At 67.0% G+C, this 22,379-nt stretch carries 25 protein-coding genes, 4 tRNA genes and 1 pseudogene; 17 read left to right on the plus strand and 13 right to left on the minus strand.

All coding sequences use genetic code 11. The annotated features are described in order from the left end of the window. Positions 1–104: 104 nt before the first annotated feature. From G1H11_RS13570 to bcp, 3 genes are all read right to left on the minus strand, one after another. Positions 105–185 (minus strand) — tRNA-Leu (locus tag G1H11_RS13570). 54 nt (positions 186–239) lie between these two features. After that, positions 240–1,925 carry a DUF8094 domain-containing protein gene (locus tag G1H11_RS13575; protein ID WP_163819100.1) on the minus strand — a complete coding sequence of 562 codons (1,686 nt, stop codon included), beginning with the start codon at positions 1,923–1,925 and terminating at the stop codon, positions 240–242. 14 nt (positions 1,926–1,939) lie between these two features. Then, entirely contained in the window at positions 1,940–2,416 is a 477-nt protein-coding gene (gene bcp, locus G1H11_RS13580) for a thioredoxin-dependent thiol peroxidase (protein WP_343074858.1), read from the minus strand. Between the two features lie 92 nt (positions 2,417–2,508). Between bcp and G1H11_RS13585 the strand changes: the two genes are divergently transcribed. Next, positions 2,509–2,754 carry a DUF3618 domain-containing protein gene (locus G1H11_RS13585; protein WP_163819101.1) on the plus strand — a complete coding sequence of 82 codons (246 nt, stop codon included), beginning with the start codon at positions 2,509–2,511 and terminating at the stop codon, positions 2,752–2,754. Positions 2,755–2,796: 42 nt separating this feature from the next. After that, the gene (locus G1H11_RS13590) at positions 2,797–3,138 is read left to right on the plus strand and encodes a co-chaperone GroES (RefSeq protein WP_163819102.1); all 342 of its coding nucleotides are present in this window, start codon (positions 2,797–2,799) and stop codon (positions 3,136–3,138) included. Positions 3,139–3,141: 3 nt separating this feature from the next. On the opposite strand, the gene G1H11_RS13595 is transcribed toward G1H11_RS13590, so the two are convergent. Beyond that, positions 3,142–3,726 carry a hypothetical protein gene (locus G1H11_RS13595; protein WP_163819103.1) on the minus strand — a complete coding sequence of 195 codons (585 nt, stop codon included), beginning with the start codon at positions 3,724–3,726 and terminating at the stop codon, positions 3,142–3,144. Positions 3,727–4,083: 357 nt separating this feature from the next. On the opposite strand from G1H11_RS13595, the gene G1H11_RS13600 reads away from it, so the two are divergent. Genes G1H11_RS13600 through G1H11_RS13615 form a run of 4 tightly spaced genes read left to right on the plus strand, consistent with a single transcriptional unit; the run spans position 4,084 to position 7,155 of the window. Beyond that, complete coding sequence (locus G1H11_RS13600) at positions 4,084–4,710, plus strand: TetR family transcriptional regulator (RefSeq protein WP_163819104.1); 627 nt, start codon at positions 4,084–4,086, stop codon at positions 4,708–4,710. Beyond that, positions 4,707–5,219 (plus strand): PH domain-containing protein, encoded by a 513-nt coding sequence (locus G1H11_RS13605; RefSeq protein WP_163819105.1) that lies wholly within the window; start codon positions 4,707–4,709, stop codon positions 5,217–5,219. Before G1H11_RS13600 ends, G1H11_RS13605 begins: the two co-directional genes overlap by 4 nt. Continuing rightward, a complete protein-coding gene (locus tag G1H11_RS13610) occupies positions 5,216–6,769 on the plus strand; it encodes a PH domain-containing protein (RefSeq protein ID WP_163819106.1) in 1,554 nt (517 codons plus the stop codon). Before G1H11_RS13605 ends, G1H11_RS13610 begins: the two co-directional genes overlap by 4 nt. 29 nt (positions 6,770–6,798) lie before the next feature. Beyond that, positions 6,799–7,155 (plus strand): hypothetical protein, encoded by a 357-nt coding sequence (locus tag G1H11_RS13615; RefSeq protein ID WP_163819107.1) that lies wholly within the window; start codon positions 6,799–6,801, stop codon positions 7,153–7,155. An 18-nt stretch (positions 7,156–7,173) separates the two neighbouring features. Here G1H11_RS13615 and G1H11_RS13620 read toward each other — a convergent pair. Then, a tRNA-Lys gene (locus G1H11_RS13620) sits at positions 7,174–7,246 on the minus strand. A 108-nt stretch (positions 7,247–7,354) separates the two neighbouring features. On the opposite strand from G1H11_RS13620, the gene G1H11_RS13625 reads away from it, so the two are divergent. Further along, on the plus strand, positions 7,355–7,729 hold the full coding sequence (locus G1H11_RS13625; RefSeq protein WP_163819108.1) for a DUF3467 domain-containing protein: 375 nt from the start codon (positions 7,355–7,357) through the stop codon (positions 7,727–7,729). A gap of 29 nt (positions 7,730–7,758) precedes the next feature. Here G1H11_RS13625 and G1H11_RS13630 read toward each other — a convergent pair whose 3' ends face one another. Continuing rightward, a complete protein-coding gene (locus G1H11_RS13630; RefSeq protein WP_216843740.1) occupies positions 7,759–8,220 on the minus strand; it encodes a MarR family winged helix-turn-helix transcriptional regulator in 462 nt (153 codons plus the stop codon). Positions 8,221–8,335: 115 nt separating this feature from the next. On the opposite strand from G1H11_RS13630, the gene G1H11_RS13635 reads away from it, so the two are divergent. The 5 genes from G1H11_RS13635 to G1H11_RS13655 all read left to right on the plus strand — a co-directional run bounded on the left by G1H11_RS13635 (position 8,336) and on the right by G1H11_RS13655 (position 12,770). Beyond that, positions 8,336–8,884, plus strand: a complete 549-nt coding sequence (locus G1H11_RS13635; RefSeq protein WP_216843741.1) for a YceI family protein — start codon at positions 8,336–8,338, stop codon at positions 8,882–8,884. Between the two features lie 218 nt (positions 8,885–9,102). Beyond that, the gene (locus G1H11_RS13640) at positions 9,103–10,035 is read left to right on the plus strand and encodes an ABC transporter ATP-binding protein (protein WP_163819110.1); all 933 of its coding nucleotides are present in this window, start codon (positions 9,103–9,105) and stop codon (positions 10,033–10,035) included. 15 nt (positions 10,036–10,050) lie between these two features. Further along, positions 10,051–10,803 carry an ABC transporter permease gene (locus G1H11_RS13645; protein ID WP_216843742.1) on the plus strand — a complete coding sequence of 251 codons (753 nt, stop codon included), beginning with the start codon at positions 10,051–10,053 and terminating at the stop codon, positions 10,801–10,803. 6 nt (positions 10,804–10,809) lie between these two features. Further along, entirely contained in the window at positions 10,810–12,153 is a 1,344-nt protein-coding gene (locus G1H11_RS13650; RefSeq protein ID WP_163819111.1) for a sensor histidine kinase, read from the plus strand. After that, positions 12,150–12,770: a response regulator gene (locus G1H11_RS13655; protein ID WP_163819112.1), complete on the plus strand. Its 621-nt coding sequence runs from the start codon at positions 12,150–12,152 to the stop codon at positions 12,768–12,770. Before G1H11_RS13650 ends, G1H11_RS13655 begins: the two co-directional genes overlap by 4 nt. Positions 12,771–12,811: 41 nt before the next feature. Here the strand turns inward: G1H11_RS13655 and G1H11_RS13660 are convergent. The 3 genes from G1H11_RS13660 to G1H11_RS13670 all read right to left on the minus strand — a co-directional run bounded on the left by G1H11_RS13660 (position 12,812) and on the right by G1H11_RS13670 (position 13,806). Further along, a tRNA-His gene (locus G1H11_RS13660) sits at positions 12,812–12,887 on the minus strand. Between the two features lie 58 nt (positions 12,888–12,945). Next, entirely contained in the window at positions 12,946–13,557 is a 612-nt protein-coding gene (gene orn / locus G1H11_RS13665; protein WP_343074859.1) for an oligoribonuclease, read from the minus strand. A 27-nt stretch (positions 13,558–13,584) separates the two neighbouring features. Then, a complete protein-coding gene (locus tag G1H11_RS13670) occupies positions 13,585–13,806 on the minus strand; it encodes a hypothetical protein (protein ID WP_163819113.1) in 222 nt (73 codons plus the stop codon). A gap of 190 nt (positions 13,807–13,996) precedes the next feature. On the opposite strand from G1H11_RS13670, the gene G1H11_RS13675 reads away from it, so the two are divergent. Further along, a complete protein-coding gene (locus G1H11_RS13675; RefSeq protein WP_163819114.1) occupies positions 13,997–15,154 on the plus strand; it encodes a DUF4185 domain-containing protein in 1,158 nt (385 codons plus the stop codon). A gap of 57 nt (positions 15,155–15,211) precedes the next feature. Beyond that, positions 15,212–15,284 (plus strand) — tRNA-Arg (locus G1H11_RS13680). Between the two features lie 3 nt (positions 15,285–15,287). On the opposite strand, the gene G1H11_RS13685 is transcribed toward G1H11_RS13680, so the two are convergent. Continuing rightward, on the minus strand, positions 15,288–15,839 hold the full coding sequence (locus G1H11_RS13685) for a YbaK/EbsC family protein (protein ID WP_163819115.1): 552 nt from the start codon (positions 15,837–15,839) through the stop codon (positions 15,288–15,290). Beyond that, positions 15,839–16,393, minus strand: coding sequence for a YbhB/YbcL family Raf kinase inhibitor-like protein (locus tag G1H11_RS13690; RefSeq protein WP_163819116.1), 555 nt, complete (start codon positions 16,391–16,393; stop codon positions 15,839–15,841). Before G1H11_RS13690 ends, G1H11_RS13685 begins: the two co-directional genes overlap by 1 nt. A gap of 56 nt (positions 16,394–16,449) precedes the next feature. On the opposite strand from G1H11_RS13690, the gene G1H11_RS13695 reads away from it, so the two are divergent. Beyond that, positions 16,450–17,406 carry a GTPase gene (locus G1H11_RS13695; protein WP_163819117.1) on the plus strand — a complete coding sequence of 319 codons (957 nt, stop codon included), beginning with the start codon at positions 16,450–16,452 and terminating at the stop codon, positions 17,404–17,406. Continuing rightward, positions 17,403–18,908 carry a GTPase gene (locus G1H11_RS13700; protein ID WP_163819118.1) on the plus strand — a complete coding sequence of 502 codons (1,506 nt, stop codon included), beginning with the start codon at positions 17,403–17,405 and terminating at the stop codon, positions 18,906–18,908. The genes G1H11_RS13695 and G1H11_RS13700 overlap by 4 nt, the downstream gene beginning before the upstream one ends. A gap of 289 nt (positions 18,909–19,197) precedes the next feature. Here the strand turns inward: G1H11_RS13700 and G1H11_RS13705 are convergent, their stop codons facing one another. Together G1H11_RS13705 and G1H11_RS27075 are read right to left on the minus strand one after the other, a co-directional pair. After that, positions 19,198–19,713: a hypothetical protein gene (locus G1H11_RS13705; RefSeq protein WP_163819119.1), complete on the minus strand. Its 516-nt coding sequence runs from the start codon at positions 19,711–19,713 to the stop codon at positions 19,198–19,200. A 266-nt stretch (positions 19,714–19,979) separates the two neighbouring features. After that, positions 19,980–20,242: pseudogene (locus G1H11_RS27075) on the minus strand (serine hydroxymethyltransferase); the annotation flags it as partial. A 331-nt stretch (positions 20,243–20,573) separates the two neighbouring features. On the opposite strand from G1H11_RS27075, the gene G1H11_RS13715 reads away from it, so the two are divergent. Beyond that, the coding region (locus G1H11_RS13715; protein ID WP_163819121.1) for a DUF6531 domain-containing protein at positions 20,574–22,379 on the plus strand (1,806 nt) is incomplete at its 3' end.

The raw sequence follows: 22,379 nt of genomic DNA on the forward strand, positions 1-22,379 counted from the left end.
GCGGGTACCGGGCGCGCGCTGGAGGCGCACCCGCGTTCCCGAGGAACAGACTCTATGCAGACTTGCGCCCCGGACGTTCATCCGGGGGGGTCGGCGTGTCGAAGTGCGGGAGGCGGGAGTCGAACCCGCACGCCCGAAGGCACCGCGTCCTAAGCGCGACGTGTCTACCGTTCCACCACTCCCGCGAGTCCAGCGTCCATGGTAGGCCACCCGCCGAACCGCCGGGACCCATAGGCACGTCACTGCTCGGTGTGACTCATCTCGTAGGGGAGCATCGGTTCTCCGACGACGACGGCCGAGCCGTCCTCTTCCACGCTCACCACCACGGTGACGCCGTGCGTGATGTCCATGGCGGTCAGGTGTGTGTCTCCGGGGATCGTCCCGTACCCGGCGTCGTCGAGGGTCAGGCTGTACCCGTCCTCCAGGGTGACTTGCTGGGTGCAGGTGACCGCGGCGAGGGCTACTGCGCCCGACGTGGTCGCGAGCCAGCGCGGTTCGGTGCCGGCAAGGGAGCAATCCCGCTCGACGTTGACCGGGTCTTCGGGGCCCTCGACGATCTCCAGCCCGCTCTCATGCAGTGAGTTCAGCCCACCGGCCTGGGAAACATCGACGGTGTCCGGCTCCTCGCCGGTCTCGGCGTACTCGACGAGCGTGGTGAGCACGTCGCCTCCGACGGCGACGAGCTGCTCGTCCGGCCTGACCGCCACACCGCCGGTCACGAGGGGATCGATGAGGGCGGCGTCCGCACTCGTGTAGACCGACAGCTCAGCCAGCCACGGCGCTGCGGCGTCCTCCCGGGTGAGGAGGTAGTAGGCGGGTCCGGACTCGGCGTCCTCGGGCTCAGCACGAGCCATGAACCACATCGGATAGGAATCGAGCTCCGGTGCGGCGACCAGCTCCGGCGCCACCGTGAACGCCTCGATCGGGTCCCGGTCCTGCGCTTCCTGGATCTCGTAGCTCATCAGCGACGACGTCAGCAGCGGCCCGGTCTCGACCGTGCTGATCAGCTCGGTGTCCTGGCCGGCGTTGGCGGCGTTGTTGGTCTCGGTGTAGTGGGCGAAGAACGCCTCGGCCGCTGCGGGCGTCACCGCCGGTACCGAGCTGTGCGCGGCGTGATCGGCGTCGTCCGGCAGCTGGGCGCACCCGGTGAGGATCAACGAGCCGAGACCCACCGCGGCCGCTAACCGGGGGAGCGTGCCAGAGGGTCCTGGCGCGGGCGGCGGACTCGGGGGGCCACCGGCAGGTCGCAGGGGTGTCGGTTCGGTGACCTCGGCGTCGTCCGGGCTCTCCGGTGCTGGTTCGCCGTTCCGGGACGCCGTTCTCTTCCGGCGGCGGCCGGAGCGGATCAGCAGGAATCCGGCGATCACGAGAATGGCACCGATGCCCGCCACGACCACCAGCGTCAGGAACAGGCCGTCGAACTCGGCTTCCGCCACCACCCGGACACTGAGCGGCGCCTCGAACTCCGTTCCCGCGATCACGACCTGGACCGGCTCGTCGGTGAGTTCAAAGCTGATCCGCTGCTCTCCGGCGCCCACGCTCTGCTCCCGCCACCAGTCCAGCCCCGCCGGAGGTGCGGCAGGTTCGGCGGCTTCGCCCGCACGCTCCCCAGCGCTGAACTCGCTGCGCCAGCCGGCGTCGTCGACCTGCTGCACACTCACGCCCTCGAGGTACGACGCGACGTGGACGGGGTGGGCGGCGCCGACGAACACGTCTGTGCCACCGCCGTCGGCCGCCACGTGCAGGGTGGGGCCGCTGAGCTCGAGCAGGGACGGGCTGGTGGCGATCACCGCATACTCGGTGGTGACCTGCTCGTCCACCACGCCGACGGTGTCGTCCGTGCCCACATAGACGGCGCCGGCGGCGCCCACGAGCAGCACGGGAAGCCCGAGGACGAGCAGAAGGACGCCGAGGAAGATGCGCATGCGCGGCTTGACCCCTAGCCGTCCAGGCCGAGGTCGCGACGGAGCTTCGCGACGTGCCCGGTCGCCTTGACGTTGTACATGGCCTTCTCGATGACTCCCTCAGGATCGATCACGAAGGTGGACCGGATCACCCCGATGGTGGTCTTGCCGTAGAGCTTCTTCTCGCCGTAGGCGCCGTACGCCTGGAGCACGTCGCGATTCTCGTCGGAGAGCAGGGGAAAGGTCACACCGTCGCGGTCGCGGAACTCCGCGAGCTTGGGCGGGGCGTCAGGAGAGATGCCGAGCACGGTGATGCCGGCGGCCTCCAGTGAGGACAGGTTGTCGCGGAAGTCGCAGGCCTGAGTGGTGCAGCCGGGTGTCATCGCGGCCGGATAGAAGTACACGATGACCCGCCGGCCGCGGTGGGACTCGAGGCTGACCGGGTTGGCGTCAGCGTCTGGCAATGTGAAGGTGGGCGCCGGGGTGCCGGGCGAGAGTCTGCTGTCGGTCACGGTCCTACCGTAGCTGGGCGGGCCAAATCCCAGCGAAGACGCCCGCACCCGGATACGGTGGTGCGATCAGCCGAAGAGAGGTGGAGGTGCACGTGAGTGCTCCGGCCGTACCGCAGGAGGAGTCCGAACGGCGCCCCAAGCGGTCGATCGAGGAGATCGAGCGCACCATGGCGCAGCGGAGCGAACGGCTGTCCCGCAACCTGGACGAGCTGGCGAACCGCGCCAAGCCGGCCAATCTTGCCCGGCAGGCAGGCATGCGCCCGGAACTGCTGGGCGCGCTCGCCGGCGCGGTGCTCGTCGCGGGGTTCCTCGTGTGGCGGGTGCGCCGCCGCCGCTAGCGACGTGCGCGTCTCCGGCCGCACCGCGTATCGTGTGGCAGCGTGACCGAAGAACGCGCCGTTGACACTGACAAGCTCCCCATTCGCATGCTGCACGATCGCGTGCTGGTGTCTCTGGACACCGAGGCGGGCGAGCGGAAGTCATCGTCCGGCATCGTGATCCCTGCGACAGCCGCGATGGGCCGCCGGCTCTCCTGGGCACGGGTGGTCGCGCTGGGCGCCAATGTCCGCACCGTCACGGTGGGTGACCGCGTGTTGTTCGACCCGGAGGACAAGGCCGAGGTCGAGGTGCGCAGCGAAACCTACATCCTCTTGCGGGAACGGGACCTGCACGCGGTCGCGTCGGAGCGGCTGCCGGACGGCCAGACCGGCCTGTACCTGTAGCCCCTATCCGAGGCAGAGCTTCAGGATCGCCAGGTCCACGCAGACCCCGTCGTCGGGCGTCTGCGTCGGGGTAGGCGTCGGCGTGGGTGTGGGAGTCGGGGTCGGACTAGGCGTCGGCGAGGAGTCCTCCGGCTCATCCAGGTCATCCGGGTCGTGCGGCTCGTCCGGCTCTTCGGGATCGCTGGGTGGCGGCGTCGACGCGTTCGGCGTCTCCGAGGTCGTCGGCTCTTCCGGAGACCGCGTTCGGGTGGGGCCCCGCTCGTCCGGGGTGCTCTGGTCCGGCGTCGAATCCCGGGGGTTGTCGCTGGAGTCGGCGGGCGGCTCGTCGGCCTCCCCTTCAGGTTGCCGGTCACGCTCGGTGGAGGATCCGTTGGAGCCGGTGTGACCGCCGCCCGTGGTGGGCGGCGCGGCGGTGCGGTCTCCCGGGCCGTCCGGCGAAGCCGTGGGTGACGTGCCCTCCGGTGCGGGGACCTCGCCGATCTCCTCGTCGTCATCGTCGGCAGGCGCGGTGCGCAGGGTGGTTGTCTCGGTGCCCTGCGTGGTGACGAAGTGGGTGCCGCTGGCCACCCTGTCCTCGTGGCTCGGCACCACTAGGCTGCCGAGCGTGATGCCGATGGCGGCGCCGACCGCACACGCTACGGCCGATGGATGATTGCGACCTTTGCTGGCGAACCATCCCATAACGGAGCCAAAAACGCCGGCAGTGGCCCGAGATCCGTGCCGGGAGTCACTCCGGGCCCGGTGGTCGTTCGTCGGGCGGTGCTCTGGCGGGTTGATGGGACTTGTCCTTTCCTGCTGGCGTACGCCGGGTTGCGGCCGGCCGCGGGACGGCACACATGTCCCCCGTGCTCGCGCAAGCGTACTGATCCGATGCGGGGAAGGAATATAGGGTGATCGGCCGATATTTGCATCGTCGTGTCAGGCCAAGCGTGCTACATTTAGGCCGTGCGGCCTGAAAATAGTCCACCTGGCCGGAAACGGCCGTCGTTCATCGAAGCGGCGCGGCGGTCCCAGATCATCGAGGCCGCCACGCAGACGGTGGCGGAGTTCGGCTACGCGCATGCCACTTTGGCTCGGATCGCCGCCCGCGCGGAGATCAGCAAGAGCGTCATCTCGTATCACTTCGCGGGCAAGGACGAGCTGCTTGAACAGCTTGTCCGTCAGTTCTTCGAGGACGCCTGGGCGCACATGGAGGCTCAGCTGGCCACGGCGACCACGGCTGCCGGGCGAATCAGGACTTGGATCCGTGCTGAGGTGGCGTACTTCGGCGCGCATCGGACGGGTTTCCTGGCCATGGCCGAGATCGTCGGTAGTCACCGGCGACCGGACGGCAGCCGCCCGTTCGCCGGCGCCGAAGAGGAGGAGATCGACGGTCTCGCGGAAATTCTCGACCAGGGCCAGGCGACGGGAGAGTTTCGGCCGTTCGACAGCCGGATGGTCGCGACGATCATCACCCAGAGCGTCGAGGGTCTCCTCGGACGCTGGGCGATGAATGAACAGACCGACCTCGACGCGCAGAGCGAAGCCCTCGTCGAGTTCGTTGACCATGCCATCAGAGCGGAGCACCCATGACCACCTCGAGAACCTCACCACGGGCGATCGACTTGCGCCCACCGCACCACCGGATCGAACGGCGGGCGATCCTGTGGTGGACGCTGCAGTCACTCGCCTTGTGGGTGCCCGTCCTTGCCGTCATGACGGCCGGATACGTCCTCTGGGAAGCGGCCCGGCCCTGGCTGGCGGTCGCATTGATCGTCGCTGGGGTGCTCGCCGTGATCTCCACCGTCGTCGAGCCGTGGTGGCGGTACGCGGTACACCGCTGGGAGGCCACGGACGAGGCTGTGTACGGCTCGTCCGGATGGCTGGTGCGTGAATGGCGAGTAGCGCCGATCTCGCGGGTCCAGACAGTGGATGCGGTGCGGGGACCGATCGAGCAGATGCTGGGCTTGTCCACGCTCCGGGTGACCACCGCGTCTTCCAAAGGTGCCATCGATATCGTCGGCCTGGACCGGGACGTCGCCGCCGAAGCCGCCGAACGGCTCACCACCATCGCTCAAATGACTCCCGGTGACGCGACATGAACGCGACGCCGTGGCGAAGGCTGCACAGCCGAATGATCTGGGTGGACGCAGTGCAGTCGGTAGTGTCCCTCATGCCCACCGGTTTCGCGGTGTGGGTGGTCGGCATGGAGCCGACGCTGGGGAACATGTGGCCGGTCCTCGCGATCGCCGCCTTCGGTGTACTCGGCGCGACCGCCGACGCGCTGCGGTGGGTGTTCACCAGATACCGGGTGACGGAGGACTACGTGGAGCGCCGGACCGGTGTCTTCGTGCGGCGCTACCGCTCCGTCCGCCGGGACCGGATCCGCAGCGTGGACACCGAAGCGAAGCTGCGGCACCGCCTGTCCGGGCTGCGCGTCGTCAAGATCGGCGCCGGCCAGCAGTCCTCCGCCGGTGAGTCGGCGTTCGACCTCGACGCCGTGCACACGGACGACGCTGCCGCATTGCGGCGAGAGCTGCTCTGGGGCGAGGCGCCGTCCGCCCCCGCGCCCGCTGTGGACGCCGGCCCAGCGGCACTGGAGCCGGAGGAGAAGCAGGTCCTAGCCCGGCTGCGTCCCGGCTGGGTCGTGTACAACATGTTCAACATCTGGGCGTATCTGATGGCCCTTGGCCTTCTGTGGGGGGCCTATTGGCTGGGTACGGCGGTCGGGTTCGACGTCGGGGGATTTATCGAGGGGCTGGTCGACTGGGAGGCGCTGGGGTGGGGCCGGAGCATCGTAGTCGGCGCTCTCGTCGTGGGCGCGGTAGGCGCGGTCGGGCTCGGCGTCAATTTCTTCACCGAGAACTGGAACTTCGAGCTGGCGCGAGTGCCTGGCGAGAACGGCACCTTGCTGCGGACGCGGCAGGGACTGTTCAAGACCCGCGAGGTCAACCGCGACGACACCAGGCTGCGTGGTATCCAGATCTCCGAGCCGTTGCTGTGGCGCTGGATGGGCATGGCCGACACCAATGTCGTGACCACCGGGCTCGACCTGTGGTCGATGTCGCAACCGACCACGATCCTTCCCCGCGGCCCCATCGGCGTGGCGCGTCCCGTCGCGGCCGCCGTCCTCGGTGTCCACGAGAGCCCGCTGGAGGTGCCGCTTGCGCGTCATCCGCGGGCGGCGCTGCGCCGGCGGATGTGGTGGGCGACGCTTACCGCCGTTGCGGTGGTGGTGCTGCTGGGCTGGTTAGCGGCGAACGACGTCGTGCCATTCGCGATGATGTGGGCCGGCGTTGCGCTGTGGCCGATCGCGGTCGCGGCGGCGGTCGTGGCCTATCGGGCACTCGGACACGCCGTCTCCGGCGAGTATCTCGTCGTCCGGTCAGGATTGATGAGCCGGCAGACCACGGCGCTGAAAAGGTCTGCCGTGAGCACTGTCGCGGTGCGTCAGTCGCTGCTCCAGCGCAGGCTCGGGCTGAAGACCGTAGCGGCGATGTCGGCCGCGGGATGGGGTGCCTACCACGCTCCAGACGTGCCGGCCGATGCCGCCGTCGCCTTGGCGTCGGAGGCGGCGCCAGGCCTGCTCGAGCCATTTCTCGTGCCGCAGACGTCCGGGGCGAGGGAGCGGGACATGCCGAGCCGCGTTTGACCAGGCCGCCGGTGGGAACTCTCGAGGCCATGAGCGAATCCAGGTTCGATGACATCATGAGTGACCAGGTGGGCGAGGCGAACCGTGATCCCGGCGCCGACCTCGACGCGGAGGGCGTGCCTGAGGTCGGTGACGATTCCACGCCGGGCAAGGGGGAGATTCCCGATCCGGAGGTGCCGGTGGTTCCCACCGATGTGCCGACGGCCGCGATGACGGAGGCACTGAAGGATCCGGAGGACGAAGAGCTGACCGACCTCGAGGCCGCGATCGCCGCGGAGGAGTCGGATGGCGTGCCGGATGATCGCGGCGGACCGGCCGAACACGCTGCGTTGCGGGTGGAAGAGGACGAGCCTCCGCTGGACGGCGAGCCGCGGACAGGGCCCTGACCTCGGGTAAGACGGGAGTGCGCCGTCAGGGACTCGAACCCCGAACCCGCTGATTAAGAGTCAGCTGCTCTGCCAATTGAGCTAACGGCGCAACGACGCAAAATCCTAGCACCGGAGGGTTCGTACGAGAAATCGGCAGCCTGTTCGGGTTCCGGGCCCGATGGCCGGGGTGGCCCGGTGTTGTGAGATCGTAACCTGTATGGCCAATCAGCCGAGCCGGCGTGAGTACGATCTCGACATTCCCGCGGACGTCGAACCAGGCACATATGCCGACTTCGCGTCCATCTGGCACACTCCCGATGCGTTCGTCCTCGACTTCGCCGTGGTCAAACGGCCGCCGCGGGCGGTGGTCAACGAGGACGGCAGCAGGGTCACCAAGGTGCCCACCCGTGTGGTCTCGAGAGTGCGGATCCCACCGAGCCAGGTCTTCGAGATCATGAAGGGCCTGGAGAAGCAGCTGACGATGTGGGAGCGGACCTACAGCAAGAAGCAACGCCCTCCCGAGGAGGGTCCCGCACAGGGTCAGGGTCCGAGCCAGGGGCCAGGGCAGGGAGACGGTCCGGCCGACTCCTAGCCGCGGGAATTGTGAACGCGTGACGTCGGTCAGCACTCGGCGTCGAGGCGTTCCAGCACCTTGGTGGTGATCGACTCGAGGGCCTGTAGCTCGTCGGCGGTGAGCTGGTCGATGAACACTCTGCGGACCGTCTCCACGTGCTGGGGTGCCGCGGCTTCGATGGCTGCGCGGCCGCACGGTGTCAGGTTGACGAATGCGCTGCGCCCGTCTGTGGGGCACTCCACCCGCTGAACCAGGCCGCGTCGTTCCATCCGGGTGACCTGGTGGGACACCCGGCTCTTCTCCCACTCCAGGGCGGCTGCGAGCTCGCTGACGCGAAGTTTCTCCTCGGCGGTGTCGGTCAGGACGACGAGTACCACGAAGTCCGAGAGTGACATCTGAGAGTCGACCTGCAGCTGGTGATTGAGGAGTGCGTTCAGCTTGCTCTGCATTTGAACGTAGCCGCGCCACGCGCGTTGCTCACGGTCGGTCAGCCACCTCGTCTCAGTCACGGCACCATCCTACCAGGTTTAGTTGACACGTCACCTAAAGCGTGTATTGTATGACGTGTCAACTAAACCTGGATGGGTACGGGACTCGAGTGCCCATCATGAAAGGAGAAGAACTGTGACTGACTACAGCGAGCTGACCGGTGAGTACACCCTCGACGCTGACCACTCGCGGCTCGGCTTCGTGGCGCGGCACGCCATGGTGACGAAGGTCCGGGGCGCGTTCAACGATGTCGAGGGAACCATCGTCGTCGACGGCAAGGAGCCCGGCAACTCGCGCGCCGAGGTGAAGGTCAAGACCGCCAGCATCGACACCCGAAACGAGCAGCGCGACGGTCACCTGCGCGCCAACGATTTCCTCGACATCGAGAAGTACCCCGAGATCACCTTCGCCTCCACCGGCATCCGGCAGACCGGTGAGGACACCTTCGACGTTACCGGGGACCTCACGGTGAAGGACGTGACGAAGTCGGTCACCATCCCGTTCGAGTTCGGTGGCGCCGCGACCGACCCCTTCGGCAATTTCCGGATCGGGTTCGAGGGTTCCCTGCGGATCGACCGCAAGGACTACAACGTCACCTGGAACGCGCCGCTCGAGGCCGGTGGCGTACTGGTGGGCGACAAGATCGCCCTGGAGTTCGAGGTGTCGGCCGTCCGCAAGTCCTGACATAGCGCCGCCGCGGTAGGCCGTGCCGTCTATGCCCTCACAGCAGCCGGTGTGGGCAAGGGCGGCACGGCGAGCGCTACGTGCGAGCACCGTTCGTGACGTCCTCGGACGCTCCGCAAGCCGCTGTAGATCCACCGAACGGTGGAGGCGCGAATCAACCGGAGCCTAGACGCTACGGTCGATGTTGCGGGGTGCGGTGCGCCAGCAGGCTTAGCAGCATGGCCGCATTGGAAGTACGAAATCTGCATAAGCGCTACGGGCACCACGTTGCAGTCGACAACATCTCGTTCTCCGTTGAGGAGGGGGAGATCTTCGGCATCATCGGGCCCAACGGCGCCGGCAAGACGACCACCGTCGAAAGCATCGCAGGGCTGCGAACCCCTGACTCGGGCTCGATCTCTGTGCTGGGACTCGACCCGGTCAAGGACCGGGCGGAGGTGCGTGAGCGACTCGGCGTGCAACTGCAGGAGAGCAGCTTCCCAGACGCGATCAAGGTCGCCGAAGCGCTCGAGCTCTACAGCTCCTTCTACCGGGACCCCGCCGATTGGCGCGAGCTCATGGAGCTTTTAGGTCTCGCCGAGAAGCACAAGACGCGATACAAGGCTCTCTCAGGCGGGCAGAAGCAGCGGCTTTCGATCGCGCTCGCTCTGGTCGGCAATCCGAAGGTCGCGATTCTCGACGAGCTCACGACGGGACTGGACCCGCAGGCCAGGCGCGACACCTGGAGCCTCATCGAGCGGGTTCGTGACACGGGCGTCACGATCCTCCTTGTCACGCACTTTATGGATGAAGCGGAGCGCCTCAGCGACCGGATCGCGGTCATCGATGGTGGTCGGGTTGCCGCGGTGGATACGCCTGAGGGGCTGATTGCGCAGGTGAGTCCCGTGCAGCAGGTCCGCTTCCGCGTGAGTCAGCCGCTGGACAGGCGTGTCCTGACCGAGCTTCCCGACGTGAGCAATGTCGAGATCACCGAGGGCCGCTGGCTCGTCACCGGCAGGGGCCAGCTTCTGAGCAGCGTCGCGGGGGCTCTCGCCAGGGCGCAGGTCGTGGCGGAGGATCTCCGCGTCGACCAGCGCAACCTCGACGACGCGTTCGTGGCCTTTACCGGACGCGCTCCGGAATCCCCAGGGCCGCGACAAGAGGAAGGCTGAGTTGTGCTCACTCGGATGAACATGATCAAGGTCGAGACGAAACTCTTCCTTCGAGACTCTGCCACAGTCATCTTCGGTGTGCTGTTCCCTACGGGACTTCTGCTCGGGCTGGGTGCCATCCCGGCACTGAGAGAGCCGTCGCCGGAAACGGGCGGCCTCCGGCCCATCGACATCTGGGCGCCGACCGCGCTGGTGTTCGGGATGGTGATGATCGCCGTGCAGCACGTCCCGGCGGTGGTCGCGACGTACCGTGAGCGCGGCATTCTGCGCAGGTTGTCGACCACTCCTGCGGATCCGCGGAAGGTCCTGCTCGCGCAGATGATGGTCGCGTTCGCCTCTGTGGTCGTCTCCGCGGCACTCATGATTTCGCTCGCGTGGGCGGTGCTGGAAATCGCGCCGCCCGAGCGGCACCTGAAGTTCGTCGTCGCCTTCCTCGTCGGCTATGCGGCACTGCTCGGGCTCGGCATGATCTCCGCGGCCGTGGTCCGCACGAGCAGTGCCGCGAATCAGACCGGCACCGTCCTGTTCGTTGCGCTGATGTTCTTCGGCGGGGCCTTCCTGCCCCGTGTCCTCATGCCTGACACGCTGCGCGAGGTCGGCGAATTCATACCGCCCGGGCTGCAGGCTCTCACCGCGGCGTGGTCCGCCGAAGCTGGTGAGATCACCGGCACCGCCGGTGGGCAGCCCTTCTGGCTGCAGATTGCCATAATGACGGTTATCGCGGCGATCGCGAGCGGAATCGCCGCGAAGCTCTTCCGCTGGGAGTAGGTGTCGATGATGTGGCATGCCGGGGCCGGTGAGCGCCCGAGCTCCGGGATGCGCGAAGCCGCCATCACGGAAGAGGCGGAGGCCGCGAATCGCTCGCGGCTGGCCTGGAAAGTGGAGCAGCTGCGGGCATGGGACCTTCTGCAGTTGTTTACACCGTGGCTGCTGCTGACGATCTCGACGGTGATCTATTTTTCGGTGCTTCCGGCCTCTGGTGAAAGCTTCTGGCCCGAGGGCGCATCCGTCCTCGGGCTCGTCGCGGTCTCGGTGCTGTGGGTACTGTTCGGGCACACACTGCCCATCAAGAGGAGGACGCTTCGGCCCGTGTCGGCGGGCATCTACTTCGTCGGGCTGCTGGCGCTGTGCGTCACCCTCATGACGTATTCCGATATCTTCCTCGTCTTCACCATCGCGGGCTTCTTTCACGCGTACCTGCTCAAGCCGTGGCCGTTGGGGGTGCTCGGAGTCCTGGCCACCTCCGTGGCCCTCAACGGATCGGCGATGCGGGTGTGGCCTCACCCGACCCCAGAGATGCTCGCAGAGTTCATCCTGATCGTCACCGTGCAGACTGGGGCGATCGGGGCAGGAATCCTGCTCACGGCGCGAAGCGAACCAGAAGAACGCAAGCGGGAGGAACTCGTCGAGCGACTGGAGGCGGCACTGCACGAGAACGCCGGGCTCCATGCACAACTGGTCGCCCAGGCCCGTGAATCCGGGGTGCAGGATGAGCGGCAGCGATTGGCCAGCGAGATCCACGACACCCTGGCCCAGGGTCTCGCTGGCATCATCACGCAGCTCCAGGCGGCGGAGCGTTCTGCGAGCGTGCAGGGCGAGACGGAAGAGCACGTTACGCGTGCACTTCGGCTCGCGCGCAGCAGTCTGACCGAGGCCAGGCGGTCCGTGCAGGCACTCGCGCCCCAGGAACTCGGGCGTGCGCATCTCCCAGACGCGCTGCGCACGTTGACCGAGCGCTGGTCGGAGGATCAGGGCCTGAGAGTCCAGGTGGAGGTCACCGGTGCCCGAGAGCCCCTGAGCCCGGCGATCGAGGTGTCGCTCTTCCGGGTCGCGCAGGAGTCGCTGACCAACGTGGCGAAGCACGCGGAGGCCTCGCGCGTCGGTGTCACGCTGTCGTATACCGGCACCGAGGTGCTGCTGGACGTGCGGGATGATGGGCGCGGGTTCGCGAAAGGGCTCGCCACCGGCTTCGGCCTGACGAGTATGCGCCAGCGCATCAGAGGGATCGGCGGTCACCTAGAGGTGCAGAGCGCACCGGGTGAAGGGACATCCGTCAGTGCGCGCGTTCCGGCCATCGCCCCTGGGGGCACGAGAGCAAAAGAGGGGACCGGCCGATGATTCGACTCGTGATTGTCGACGACCATCCGATCGTGAGGGGCGGTCTTCGCGACACCTTTGCCGACGCCGAGGACATCATTGTGGTCGGTGAGGCCGGCGACGGCGCCGAGGGCGTCGAACGTGCGAAGGGGCTGGCAGCGGATGTCGTGCTCATGGACCTTCGGATGCCCGGGATGGACGGCGTCGCCGCGACTGCTGCCCTGCGCGAGCGAGTTCCGGATTCCCGGGTACTGATCTTGACCACCTTCGACAGTGAGAACGACGTACTGCCGGCGATCGAGGCGGGTGCGATCGGCTACCTCCTGAAGGATGCTCTGCCCGACGAACTGATGCGAGCCGTCCGTGCAGCCGCGCGTGGAGAGTCGGTGCTCGCGCCGTCGGTGACGCAGCACCTTATGGGCCACGTTCGCAGGCCCGGCGCCGGCACACTGACCGATCGAGAGAAGGAGGTGCTGCAGCTGGTCGCGAATGGCAGTTCAAACCGAGAGGCCGCTACCGCGTTGTTCATCGGCGAAGCGAGCATCAAAACCCATCTGCAACACATCTACGACAAGCTCGGTGTTCGTGATCGAGCCTCGGCGGTGGCAGAAGGCTATCGCCGTCGCCTGCTCACGTAACACCCGCGCCCGCCCTTTGACGCGCTACACCTCGCCATACCTGGGGTGACTGACGGGATTTGAACCCGCGACATCCGCGACCACAACGCGGCGCTCTACCAACTGAGCTACAGCCACCATGCGCCCGCAGGTGCGGACGCGCTGAACCAGTATAAGGTCTACCGGCCTGTGCTCGTCACACGGTTATTGTGCCGTCGTTCACAGCGGCCGCCGCGCTCCGCGCGCTCTCCGTGTCGGGGCCGGGCAGGGGTACGAACACGGTCTGCCGGTAATACTGCAACTCGCGGATCGAGTCCTGGATGTCGCCCAGCGCGCGGTGGTTGCCGGTCTTGTCCGGGCTGGCGAAGTAGACCCGCGGATACCAGCGGCGGACCAGTTCCTTGATCGAGGAGACGTCTACGTTGCGATAGTGCAGCCAATGCTCGAGGTCGGGCAGGTCGCGGGCGAGGAAGAGCCGGTCCATGTGAACCGTGTTGCCAGCCAGTGGGGCCTTGGCGGGGTCGGGCACGTGCTCCTTGATGTACTCGAGCGCGCGGTTTCCGGCCTCCTCCATGGACACGCCCGTATGCAGCTCATCGAGCAATCCGCTGTCGGTGTGCATCTTGCGAACGACGTCGTTCATCTGCTCGATGGACTCGTCCGGTGGGCGAATGACGATGTCGATGCCGTCGCCAAGCACGTTGAGCTCACCGTCGGTGACCAGCACCGCCACCTCGATGAGTGCATCGCGGGTGAGGTCCAGGCCGGTCATCTCGCAGTCGATCCACACCAGTCGGTCGTTGTTCACGGCGCCCACCTTACGCGGGTCGGGCGGCTAGTGCTTGCGTCTGCGTCGCCGCGCCCCAGTGCCGGAAGGCTCGTCCGGCCGCGTGGAGTCGCGCCCTGCGGCGCGGCCGGCGGCGAGAGCGAGCACACCCAGCAAGAACAATGTCGCGACGACGACGGCCGCTGCGTACCACGCGGGTTGCCCGCCGGCGATCAGCAGACCGGCGGCGACGGCCGCCGCCAGCAGCCCGTACACAGCGATCTCCGTCATGGATGGAATGGCTGGTCGAGGGGGCGGCGGAGCCACTCGGCGGCCTCGGCCGGCCGGGCGGCGTCTGGACACCATGGAGGATTCATATCAGTGGATCATGGTTCGGTACAGACCGGGCCTCTCGACAGCAGAGAGATCGAGTGATCTAATCACTAGGCAACTGTCGGGTACGCATCGTCGTGGAGGTCCCATGCGTCGTCCATCTCGTCTACGCCGCACCATGAGCTGTCTGTTAGGCCCCGTGGCGGTGCTCAGCAGTGTGTCGCTGTCCAGCCTCGCCGCGTCGGCCGATCCCAGCGCTCCCCGTCCGGCCGATGCCGCGCAATGTGCCGTCACCAGCACACAGTGGCAGGCGTCGTCGAAGGTCGAGGCCGGCCGTACCGCGCTCTTCGACGCGTACGGAAACTCCGGCGAAGGATGGACCGGCGGTGACAGCACCTACTCTGTCCGGCTCACCGGCGGGCGGACGCTGTGGCTGTTCTCCGACACGTTTCTCGGGCCTGTGAACGACGATCTCACCCGCCCACTGGAGACGCCGTTCCTCAACAACTCGTTCATCGAGCAGCGCGGAGACTCCCTGCGCACTATCACCGGAGGTACCCCTGACGAGCCGGAGTCGCTCGTGCCGCCTGCCCAACCCGACACGTGGAACTGGCTCGGGGCCGGCACGGCCACCGCCCGCTCACTAGACGTGATGTTCCTGGAGTTCGAGAAATTCGGCCCGGGCATGTGGGACTTCGGCTGGCACGCGAACAAGCTTGTCCGATTCGATCCGCGGACCTATGACGTGCGCGAGATCCTGCCGATGCCGTCGGAGTCAGGCGTGCAGTGGGCATCCTGGATCGAGCGCTCCGGCCCGCACACCTACATCTACGGCGTGGACGACCAGGGCGCGTCGAAGTACATGCACCTGGCCCGGGTCACCGGCAATGATCTCACCGCGCCGTGGGAGTACTGGACCGGCGAGGACTGGTCGCCGGAGGAGACGGCCTCAGCGGCGATCATGCCCGGTGTGGCGAACGAATACAGCGTCACCCGGTTCAAGGACGGTTACCTGCTCGTCACGCAGGACACCAACGAGCTGTTCAGCAGCAACATCGTGGGCTACGTGAGCTGCACGCCGTGGGGCCCGTTCGTGCCCGCGGCCACACTGCATCAGACCCCCGAGACGGGCGGGAACATCATCACCTACAACGCCCACGAGCACCCCGAGCAGCGTCGTGGCAACCGGCTCCTGCTCACCTACAACGTGAACAGCCTCGACTCGAACGAGCTGTACGACGACGTCACGATCTACCGGCCGCGGTTCGTCGAGGTCACCCTGGAGGCGACCGGCGCGGAGTCCTGAAACCCCATGCAGCCCTGCGCGGATCCTGCCGCCTTCGGTAGGATCCGCGTAGTGCTGGCCTCCATAGCTCAGTGGATAGAGCAGCTGCCTTCTAAGCAGTAGGTCGCAGGTTCGAATCCTGCTGGAGGCGCGTTCAGCCGGTGACCGGACGGCCGAGTCCGTCGACCACCTCCGCACCCGGCCAGGCCGCCAGTTGGGCGCCAGGGATCACCAGCTTCGACCGGCGCAGTCCGCTGCCGATGACGGCGTAGGGTAGCGCGGCCACGGCGGGGTCCACCAGGATCGGCCAGTCTTGCGGCAGGCCGAGCGGTGTGATCCCGCCGTACTCCATTCCGGTCCGCGCCACGGCGTCGTCCATCGAGAGGAACGACGCCTTCCGTACGTCGAGCCGGCGTTTGACGACGTTGTTGACGTCCGCCCGGGTTGTGGCCAGCACCATGCAGGCGGCGATGCGCTGCTCGCCGCCGCGTTTGCCTGCCACGACGACGCAGTTCGCGGACTCGTCGAGCGCCACGTCGTAGGCCTGGCAGAACTCCGCGGTGTCGGCCAGGCCCGGATCGATCTCAGCCACGAACACGTCGACGCCGGGATGCTCGGCCAGTGCGTCGCCGACCGCCTCGGCGAGGAGGTCGGGACGCTCCCGGGCGGGCATGGCCGCGAGACGGCCGATCACGGGGGACGGCATCAGTGCGAGTACACCGGCACGATCATGCCGCGACCGAGGGTGTGGAACACGAGATTGAAGGAGACTACCGCGGGCGTCGCCTCCTCGGTGACGCCCTCGTCGGCCAGGGACGCGACGTCGACCGCGTGCACTACGAAGAAGTACCGGTGCGGCACGTCGCCCTGTGGCGGAGCCGCGCCACTGTAGCCGACGTTCCCGGTGTCATTGCGCACGGAGAAGGAGCCGTCGGGCAGCCCGAGTCCGTCCGCGGCGCCGGCGCCTCGGGGTATCTCGGTGATGTCCGCGGGAATGTCGGCCACGGTCCAGTGCCAGAACCCGGAGGGTGTGGGAGCGTCCGGGTCGAAGCAGGTGATCGCGTAGCTCTGGGTGCCCTCGGGCGCGCCGGACCAGCGCAGGTGTGGCGACATGTTCCGGCCCGGCATGCCCCAGTCGTCGAAGAGGAAGTCCTCGGCCAGCTGTTCACCGTCGCGGATGTCGTCGCTGCCGACCGTGAAACCCGCGACCGCGGGCAGCATCTGGTAGGGATCCGGGGCGGTGGGCCGTTCAAGCGACATGAGCTCCTCCAGTGTGTTGTCGTCGTCTTGAGTGAAGGTAATGCCAACATGGCGGTGTGGCGCAACCATCCGGTCAACCCTTGCATGACGCCTTGTGCGTCGTGCGGCAAAGGCTGCGCGATCTCGACTTCCCGTTCGAATCGGCGAGCGCCTCCGCCGCTCGGCGCGACGTCGACGACGCCCTGGCGCTGCTCGACCGCTACGTGGTGCCCCGCCTGGGCCAGATGGACGCGCCCCTCCTGGTCGCGACCGCCGGGTCCACCGGCGTCGGCAAATCCACGCTGATCAACGCGGTGGTGGGTGAGATCGTCACGGCGCCCGGCGTGCTGCGGCCCACCACCCGCATGCCGCAGCTCGTTCACCATCCGGACGACACCGGCTGGTTCGGCACCGGCTCCGGGCACGGATGGCTCGGCGGAGAGCACGTCCTCATCGAGCGGCTGGCCGTCGAACGGGTGCCGGCGGGCGTGGCGCTCCTGGATACGCCGCCGCTCGGCTCGGTCGTCGACGAGATCCGGCTCGCGGCCGTCGACTCCCTCCTGGCCGCCGATCTCTGGCTGTTCGTCACGACGGCGGCCAGATACGCGGACGCGGTTCCGTGGGAGCTCCTGCGTGGTGCCGCCCAGCGGCGCTCGTCCGTGGCGGTTGTGCTCAACCGGGTGCCGGAAGGATCGCTCAACGAGCTGCGCTCCCACCTGGCGAGCCTGCTGGCCGAGCGTGGGCTCGGGGACGCCCCATTGTTCGCTGTCCGGGAGACAGTACTGGACAGTTCGGGGATGTTGCCTGCGCAGGACGTGGAACCGGTGCGACGATGGGTGCGAGGCCTGGCGGCCGACCAGCAGACGAGGGACAAACTGAGCAATCGCACGGTTCAGGGGGCTGTCTCCGACGTGCTCCGCCGGGTCGACGCGCTGGCCGCCGAGGCTGGTGAGGATGTGCTCGACGACGCCACACGGGCCGCGTTGACCGCTGCCGTGGCCGACGCGCGGCGGGCCCGGGAGGAGGTGGGATGACGACTCGGCTGGCGGCGCTCGCCAGCGCGCTCGACGCCGGTGCGGGGCGGTTCTTCGATCCTTCCACGGCCGAGGCGCGCGAGGTGCTGGACCGGGCCGGAAGCAGGCTCGAACTGTCGATGGCGCATACCGTGGTGGCCCTTGCTGGTTCCACCGGTAGTGGCAAGTCGTCGTTGTTCAACCGGATCAGCGAGTTGGACATCGCCCGGGTGGGTGTCCGCCGGCCCACCACCACGTTGCCGCTGGCGTGCGTGTGGGGCGGCGAGGGCGCGGAGCCCCTCCTCGACTGGCTCGAGGTGACGCCGGGGAACCGGGTGACCCGGGAGAGCGCCCTCGAACCGCGCACCGAAGATGAGCTCGCCGGGCTTATCCTCCTGGACCTGCCGGATCACGACTCCACCGAGGTGTCCCACCGGCACACGGTCGACCGCATGGTGGCGCTGGTCGATCTGTTCGTCTGGGTGTTGGACCCGCAGAAATATGCCGACGCGGTGGTGCACGAGCGCTACCTTCGCCCACTGGCCACGCACAGCGACGTGACCATGGTGGTGCTGAACCAGATCGACCAGCTAGCTCCCGACGACGTCGCGGCGTGCGTCGGAGACCTGCGTCGCCTTCTCGACGACGACGGCCTGCACCAGGCACCGATCCTGACCGCTTCGGCCACGACGGGGGAGGGACTGGCCGAGATCGTCGATGTGCTCCGGCAGACGGTGGCGCGGCATCGCGCTGGCGTCGACCGGATCGAGGCCGACGCCCGGAGGGCGGCTCGGAAGATGGCCGCGGCGGCGGGTCCGGGAAGGCCAGGTGGGCTCGGCCCGGCCGAGCGTGCCAGCTTGACCGAGGCCTTGTGCGAGGCGGCCCACATCGACGCACGTGCCGAAGCCGCCGGTGCGGCCCATCTGTGCCGCGGTAGGCGACGAAGCCTGCCGGAACCCGCGCAGGTCGACCGGGCGGCGTGCGCCGCGGCCGTGCGCAACGTCGGTTCGGCGGCGGCTGGCACCCTCACGGGAGGGTGGGGCGGTTCGGTGCGCGCCGTGGCCGACGAGGCCGCGGGCCGGTCACCCGACGTGCTGGAGAAGAAGGTGCGCGAGGTTGATCTCGACGGTGGCCGCGGGGGGAGATGGTGGCGGGCGGGCGGGGTCGTGGAATGGCTGGCACTGCTCACCGGCATTGTCGGTGGACTGTGGGCGGTGGCCCTCGAGCTCGAGGAACGGTTCGAACCCGGCTGGCTGGAGCGGCTCGGACTGGTGCAGCCGGAGGTCTTGGGCAGTCCGGTTCCCATGGTGCTGTTCGTGGTGGGAGCCGCAGTCGGCTTGGTGGCGGCCGCGATCCGGGTGCCGATGGCTCGTCGCGCCCGGCGACGGCATGCCGCTGAAGTCCGCGAGGTGCTGCGCGGCGTCGTGGCCGATGTGGCCGGCGACGAGGTGCTCGCGCCGCTCGAGGCCGAGCTTCGCGTGTACGACGTGTTCCGGCGCGGGCTCGAGCACGCCGCGCGTTAGCCGCGGCTCCCATTGTCCACAGGCTCTTCAGGAACCGGTTCCGCCTCCACAATCTCGCTGGAGAGCCGTGCTGGTCCCTTCGTAGCACCTTCCAGAACCTCCCCTCGCGCGAAGACACTTGCCGCACACCGGGGTCGAGCGGGTCTACCGGGAGGCGTGACGCCCAAGCGGCCAGTGTCGAAGGGCGGTTCGAGTGCCGCCGCAGCGTTTGGCCAGGAGGTGACGTCCTATGCGGGTCCGCAGACTGGACCGTGGACTCGCACCTATGGCCGACTTGTGGTCGTTGGGCTCACGAGGCTGGCCGCTGGTATTCCTGGGCGGGTATGAACCATTCTTCGCCGGGTGGGATCTGGTTGTGGGCGCCGGGGGAGAGACGGATGAGCCAGTGCTCGACACCGCGGGGTCGAGCCACGCGCATCTTGGTGACTTCTGTTCGGCCGTGGACCCATGCTTGGACGTGCAGGATCGGCCGGACCTCGAAGGTGCCGAAATGGGCCGCAGGCACCGTGTCCGCTTCAACGCTCATGACCGGCGAGCGCGGTACGGGGATGGTGACTTCCGCGTATTCGGTGCTGTCCCATTTTCGGCCGGTGTCCGGTGGGGTGTGGTCGTAGAGCTCGAACGTCGCCGTCACGTCCTGGCCCGACATGGCGCTGATGAATGATACCCAGCCCGGAACGGCCATGAGCAGCGGCATCGGGGCCCTGATGTCCGTGGGTGGGTTCGGGTAGCGCCCCATTAGCTGAAACGACGAGTAACGGGTGTAGATCTCACCTGTGACGGTATGCAGGGGTTCGCTTGTCATCAGACCACCTGCGGGACTCGGGGGTGGGAGGTTATCCACGCTAGCGCGCGCCTGTTGGCGTTTCGGCATCTCTGAACCTGACGGGTCACGCGGTCACCTGGAGCCACCGCGAAGCCGGCAACGCGGTGGCCCTCCGGTGACGGTGATGCCGATGTTGTGCAGCCGGTCTTCGGCCTGCTGGCCGGAGAGGCCAGATTCTCGCCGGTCGACGAAGGTCAGGTGTACGGCCGTGCCGCCGTAGAGCGCTGAGATGCCTGCACGTGTGATGTCCTCGGCGCCGAAGAGCTCCTTGGCCCGGCCAAGCGCGAACTGCTCGATCCCATCAACGTGCTCGCACCCGCCGTAGTTAGTGCGGCCTGGGTACCCTTCGGCGTATTTGTTGGTCAGTACCGAACCCTGCGTTTCTATGATCGCGCGCGGTGCGAGGTTGTCCGACGCGCTCATCTCCAGGCTTGTCTGCTGCCGGGGCAGCTCGGCGCGAACTGTGGCGTAGACCTCGGGGGTCATAGTTGGCGAGCGACCGGTCCAGGGGTGTTCATCGCTTATGCCTCCGCGAGGAACGCTTGGCAGGTCGCGGCGTCCAGCAGCTCTGCGGGCTTAGTCACCTTGAGCTGGTAGAGCCAACCCTTGCCGAACGGGTCCGACTTGACCCATCCCGGGTCAGCGATGATGGCTCGTTGCCCCCGGCCACCTGGTAGGACGGCTTGGCGTCCGTGGTCCGGGCTCCTCCTCGACCGCGACCGCGATGGAGTAGTAACGAGATCTCATAGTAAGAGATGTGAGTCATGCGACAAGTACATATTGTTGGTTGGATGTTGACGAAAGGTCGAGCGAGTGTTTGGTGCTCATGATCACATTGCATGACGGACGCTTCGTTACCTATTCGTAATATTCTTTCCGGTTCACAGACGTTCGAGTTTCTTGTTAACTGGGCCAAAAGTTATCGAGGGTGGGAGTTCGTTGTGGGTGGTACGTGGGCAGGCAGAAATGTGTGCGGATTCGGTAAGCGAGTGGGATTCTCGGCGTTGGGTGCGGTCTTGTGCGTTTTCCTGTTAGGGATTTCAGCGAATTCGGCTGGCGTGGGTTCGGTCGTTGAAACCCTGGAACTGAATGACGTGCCGGTGTGGGAAGCGCCGGATGAAGCGGTGCGAGACGTCGAGGGCGCTGTCGAGGTCGAGGAGTTCGAGCAGCTACTCCGTGAAGGGCAATGGAGTGAGGGTGGCGACCTCGACGCCTCGGGATTTGGTGCGGGATTTTTGTCTATCGGAACGTCGTCTACGGGTGCGATGCCGTTCTTTTCGTTTCAGGACTTCGAGCTATGGGATAGTTCTGTGTTGCGGGTGAACATTGGCAACGGGAATCTTCTGCTCGAAGCCAATGACGTGCAGATCGACGCTCCGGGTATCGCTTACCGAATCGATCGTTACTACAACAGCCTGGCGAATGATTCGACGACGTCGCCGTTGCGGGACCGATGGACGCTATCGGCCTGGCCGGATATCCGTCTCGACGTCGACAATGATGAAGCGGCCTTCTACGGTCCGACAGGGTTCGCGCAGACGTTCACGCAGGATTCGAACGGCGAGTGGGTCGCACCGCCTGGACTCAATGCCGACCTGACCGAACTCAGTGGTGGTGGATATCGGATCGAATACCAGCGCACGGGCGAGCAGTTGCGGTTCACATCGAGCGGGACGCTGACCAGCAACCGCGACCGCAACGACGTAGGCAACACTTCGGTGATGCTCTTGAGCGGGTTTCCGTGTCCGTGTGTGCCGGTGGGGTGGATACTGCGGGATGCTGCACAGCGTTCCACCGTGATTCACCACGACACCAGCCAGAAGGCCACGCATGTCACCGATGCGGGCGGCCGGGAAACGGTCTACGGCTATGACTCGGCTGGTCGACTGAACACGGTGACCGCGCCGACGTTGCCCGGGCAGCCAGCGGTGATCACTGAGTACGGCTACAACAGCGACGGCCTGCTGGAATGGGTGACCAGCCCGAATGGATACAGCACCCAGATTTCCTACGACGGCTCGGACCGTGTCGCCGAGATCAGGCGGTACCTGACGCAGCACGCTCAGAGCGGCGACGCCGCGGTGACCTCGTTCGCCTACGACGGTGACGAGACGACCGTGACCGATCCGAACGGTCACGATTCGGTGTTCGTCTTCGACTCAGATGACCGCGTCATCGAGGTCACCGACGCTTTAGGGCGAACTCGTTCGCAGGAATGGACCCCGAACAGCGACGTGGCGTCTGTAACTGATGCGATGGGATCCGGTTCCACGCCGGGCAACACCATCGAGTTCGATTACGACGAATTGAACAATGCCACGGCGATGACCATGCCCACCGGCGCGGCGCTGCGCGCCACGTACGGACTGGACACCGATTGTCCCAACGCCGATGGCACGCACGCTCATCTGGCCACATGCGTGATCGATGACGCAGGGAACAAACTCGGGTTCTCCTACGACGACGCGGGCAACATCCTTGTGCAGGAGGACGTCACTTCGGGCGGCACCGGGGCCGAGGAGGTCTCCTACACCAGAGAGGACGACACTGGCACGGTGTGCGGCGCCTACGCTGGCCAGGTCTGCACCTCCACCGACGGTGAAGGCAACACCACCACCTACAGCTACGACGCTGACGGGAACTTG

The sequence above is a fragment of the Phytoactinopolyspora alkaliphila genome, from assembly GCF_010550695.1.
Lineage (GTDB): Bacteria > Actinomycetota > Actinomycetes > Jiangellales > Jiangellaceae > Phytoactinopolyspora > Phytoactinopolyspora alkaliphila.

Bases quoted from the DNA above. Each gene is read 5' to 3' on its own strand.
- G1H11_RS13700 (WP_163819118.1), top strand. From the start codon at position 17,403: ATGACGACTCGGCTGGCGGCGCTCGCCAGCGCGCTCGACGCCGGTGCG.
- G1H11_RS13605 (WP_163819105.1), top strand. From the start codon at position 4,707: ATGACCACCTCGAGAACCTCACCACGGGCGATCGACTTGCGCCCACCG.
- G1H11_RS13640 (WP_163819110.1), top strand. From the start codon at position 9,103: ATGGCCGCATTGGAAGTACGAAATCTGCATAAGCGCTACGGGCACCAC.
- G1H11_RS13645 (WP_216843742.1), top strand. From the start codon at position 10,051: ATGAACATGATCAAGGTCGAGACGAAACTCTTCCTTCGAGACTCTGCC.
- G1H11_RS13685 (WP_163819115.1), bottom strand. From the start codon at position 15,839: ATGCCGTCCCCCGTGATCGGCCGTCTCGCGGCCATGCCCGCCCGGGAG.
- G1H11_RS13690 (WP_163819116.1), bottom strand. From the start codon at position 16,393: ATGTCGCTTGAACGGCCCACCGCCCCGGATCCCTACCAGATGCTGCCC.
- G1H11_RS13615 (WP_163819107.1), top strand. From the start codon at position 6,799: ATGAGCGAATCCAGGTTCGATGACATCATGAGTGACCAGGTGGGCGAG.
- G1H11_RS13705 (WP_163819119.1), bottom strand. From the start codon at position 19,713: ATGACAAGCGAACCCCTGCATACCGTCACAGGTGAGATCTACACCCGT.
- G1H11_RS13625 (WP_163819108.1), top strand. From the start codon at position 7,355: ATGGCCAATCAGCCGAGCCGGCGTGAGTACGATCTCGACATTCCCGCG.
- G1H11_RS13675 (WP_163819114.1), top strand. From the start codon at position 13,997: ATGCGTCGTCCATCTCGTCTACGCCGCACCATGAGCTGTCTGTTAGGC.
- G1H11_RS13670 (WP_163819113.1), bottom strand. From the start codon at position 13,806: ATGACGGAGATCGCTGTGTACGGGCTGCTGGCGGCGGCCGTCGCCGCC.
- G1H11_RS13575 (WP_163819100.1), bottom strand. From the start codon at position 1,925: ATGCGCATCTTCCTCGGCGTCCTTCTGCTCGTCCTCGGGCTTCCCGTG.
- G1H11_RS13650 (WP_163819111.1), top strand. From the start codon at position 10,810: ATGATGTGGCATGCCGGGGCCGGTGAGCGCCCGAGCTCCGGGATGCGC.
- G1H11_RS13610 (WP_163819106.1), top strand. From the start codon at position 5,216: ATGAACGCGACGCCGTGGCGAAGGCTGCACAGCCGAATGATCTGGGTG.
- G1H11_RS13655 (WP_163819112.1), top strand. From the start codon at position 12,150: ATGATTCGACTCGTGATTGTCGACGACCATCCGATCGTGAGGGGCGGT.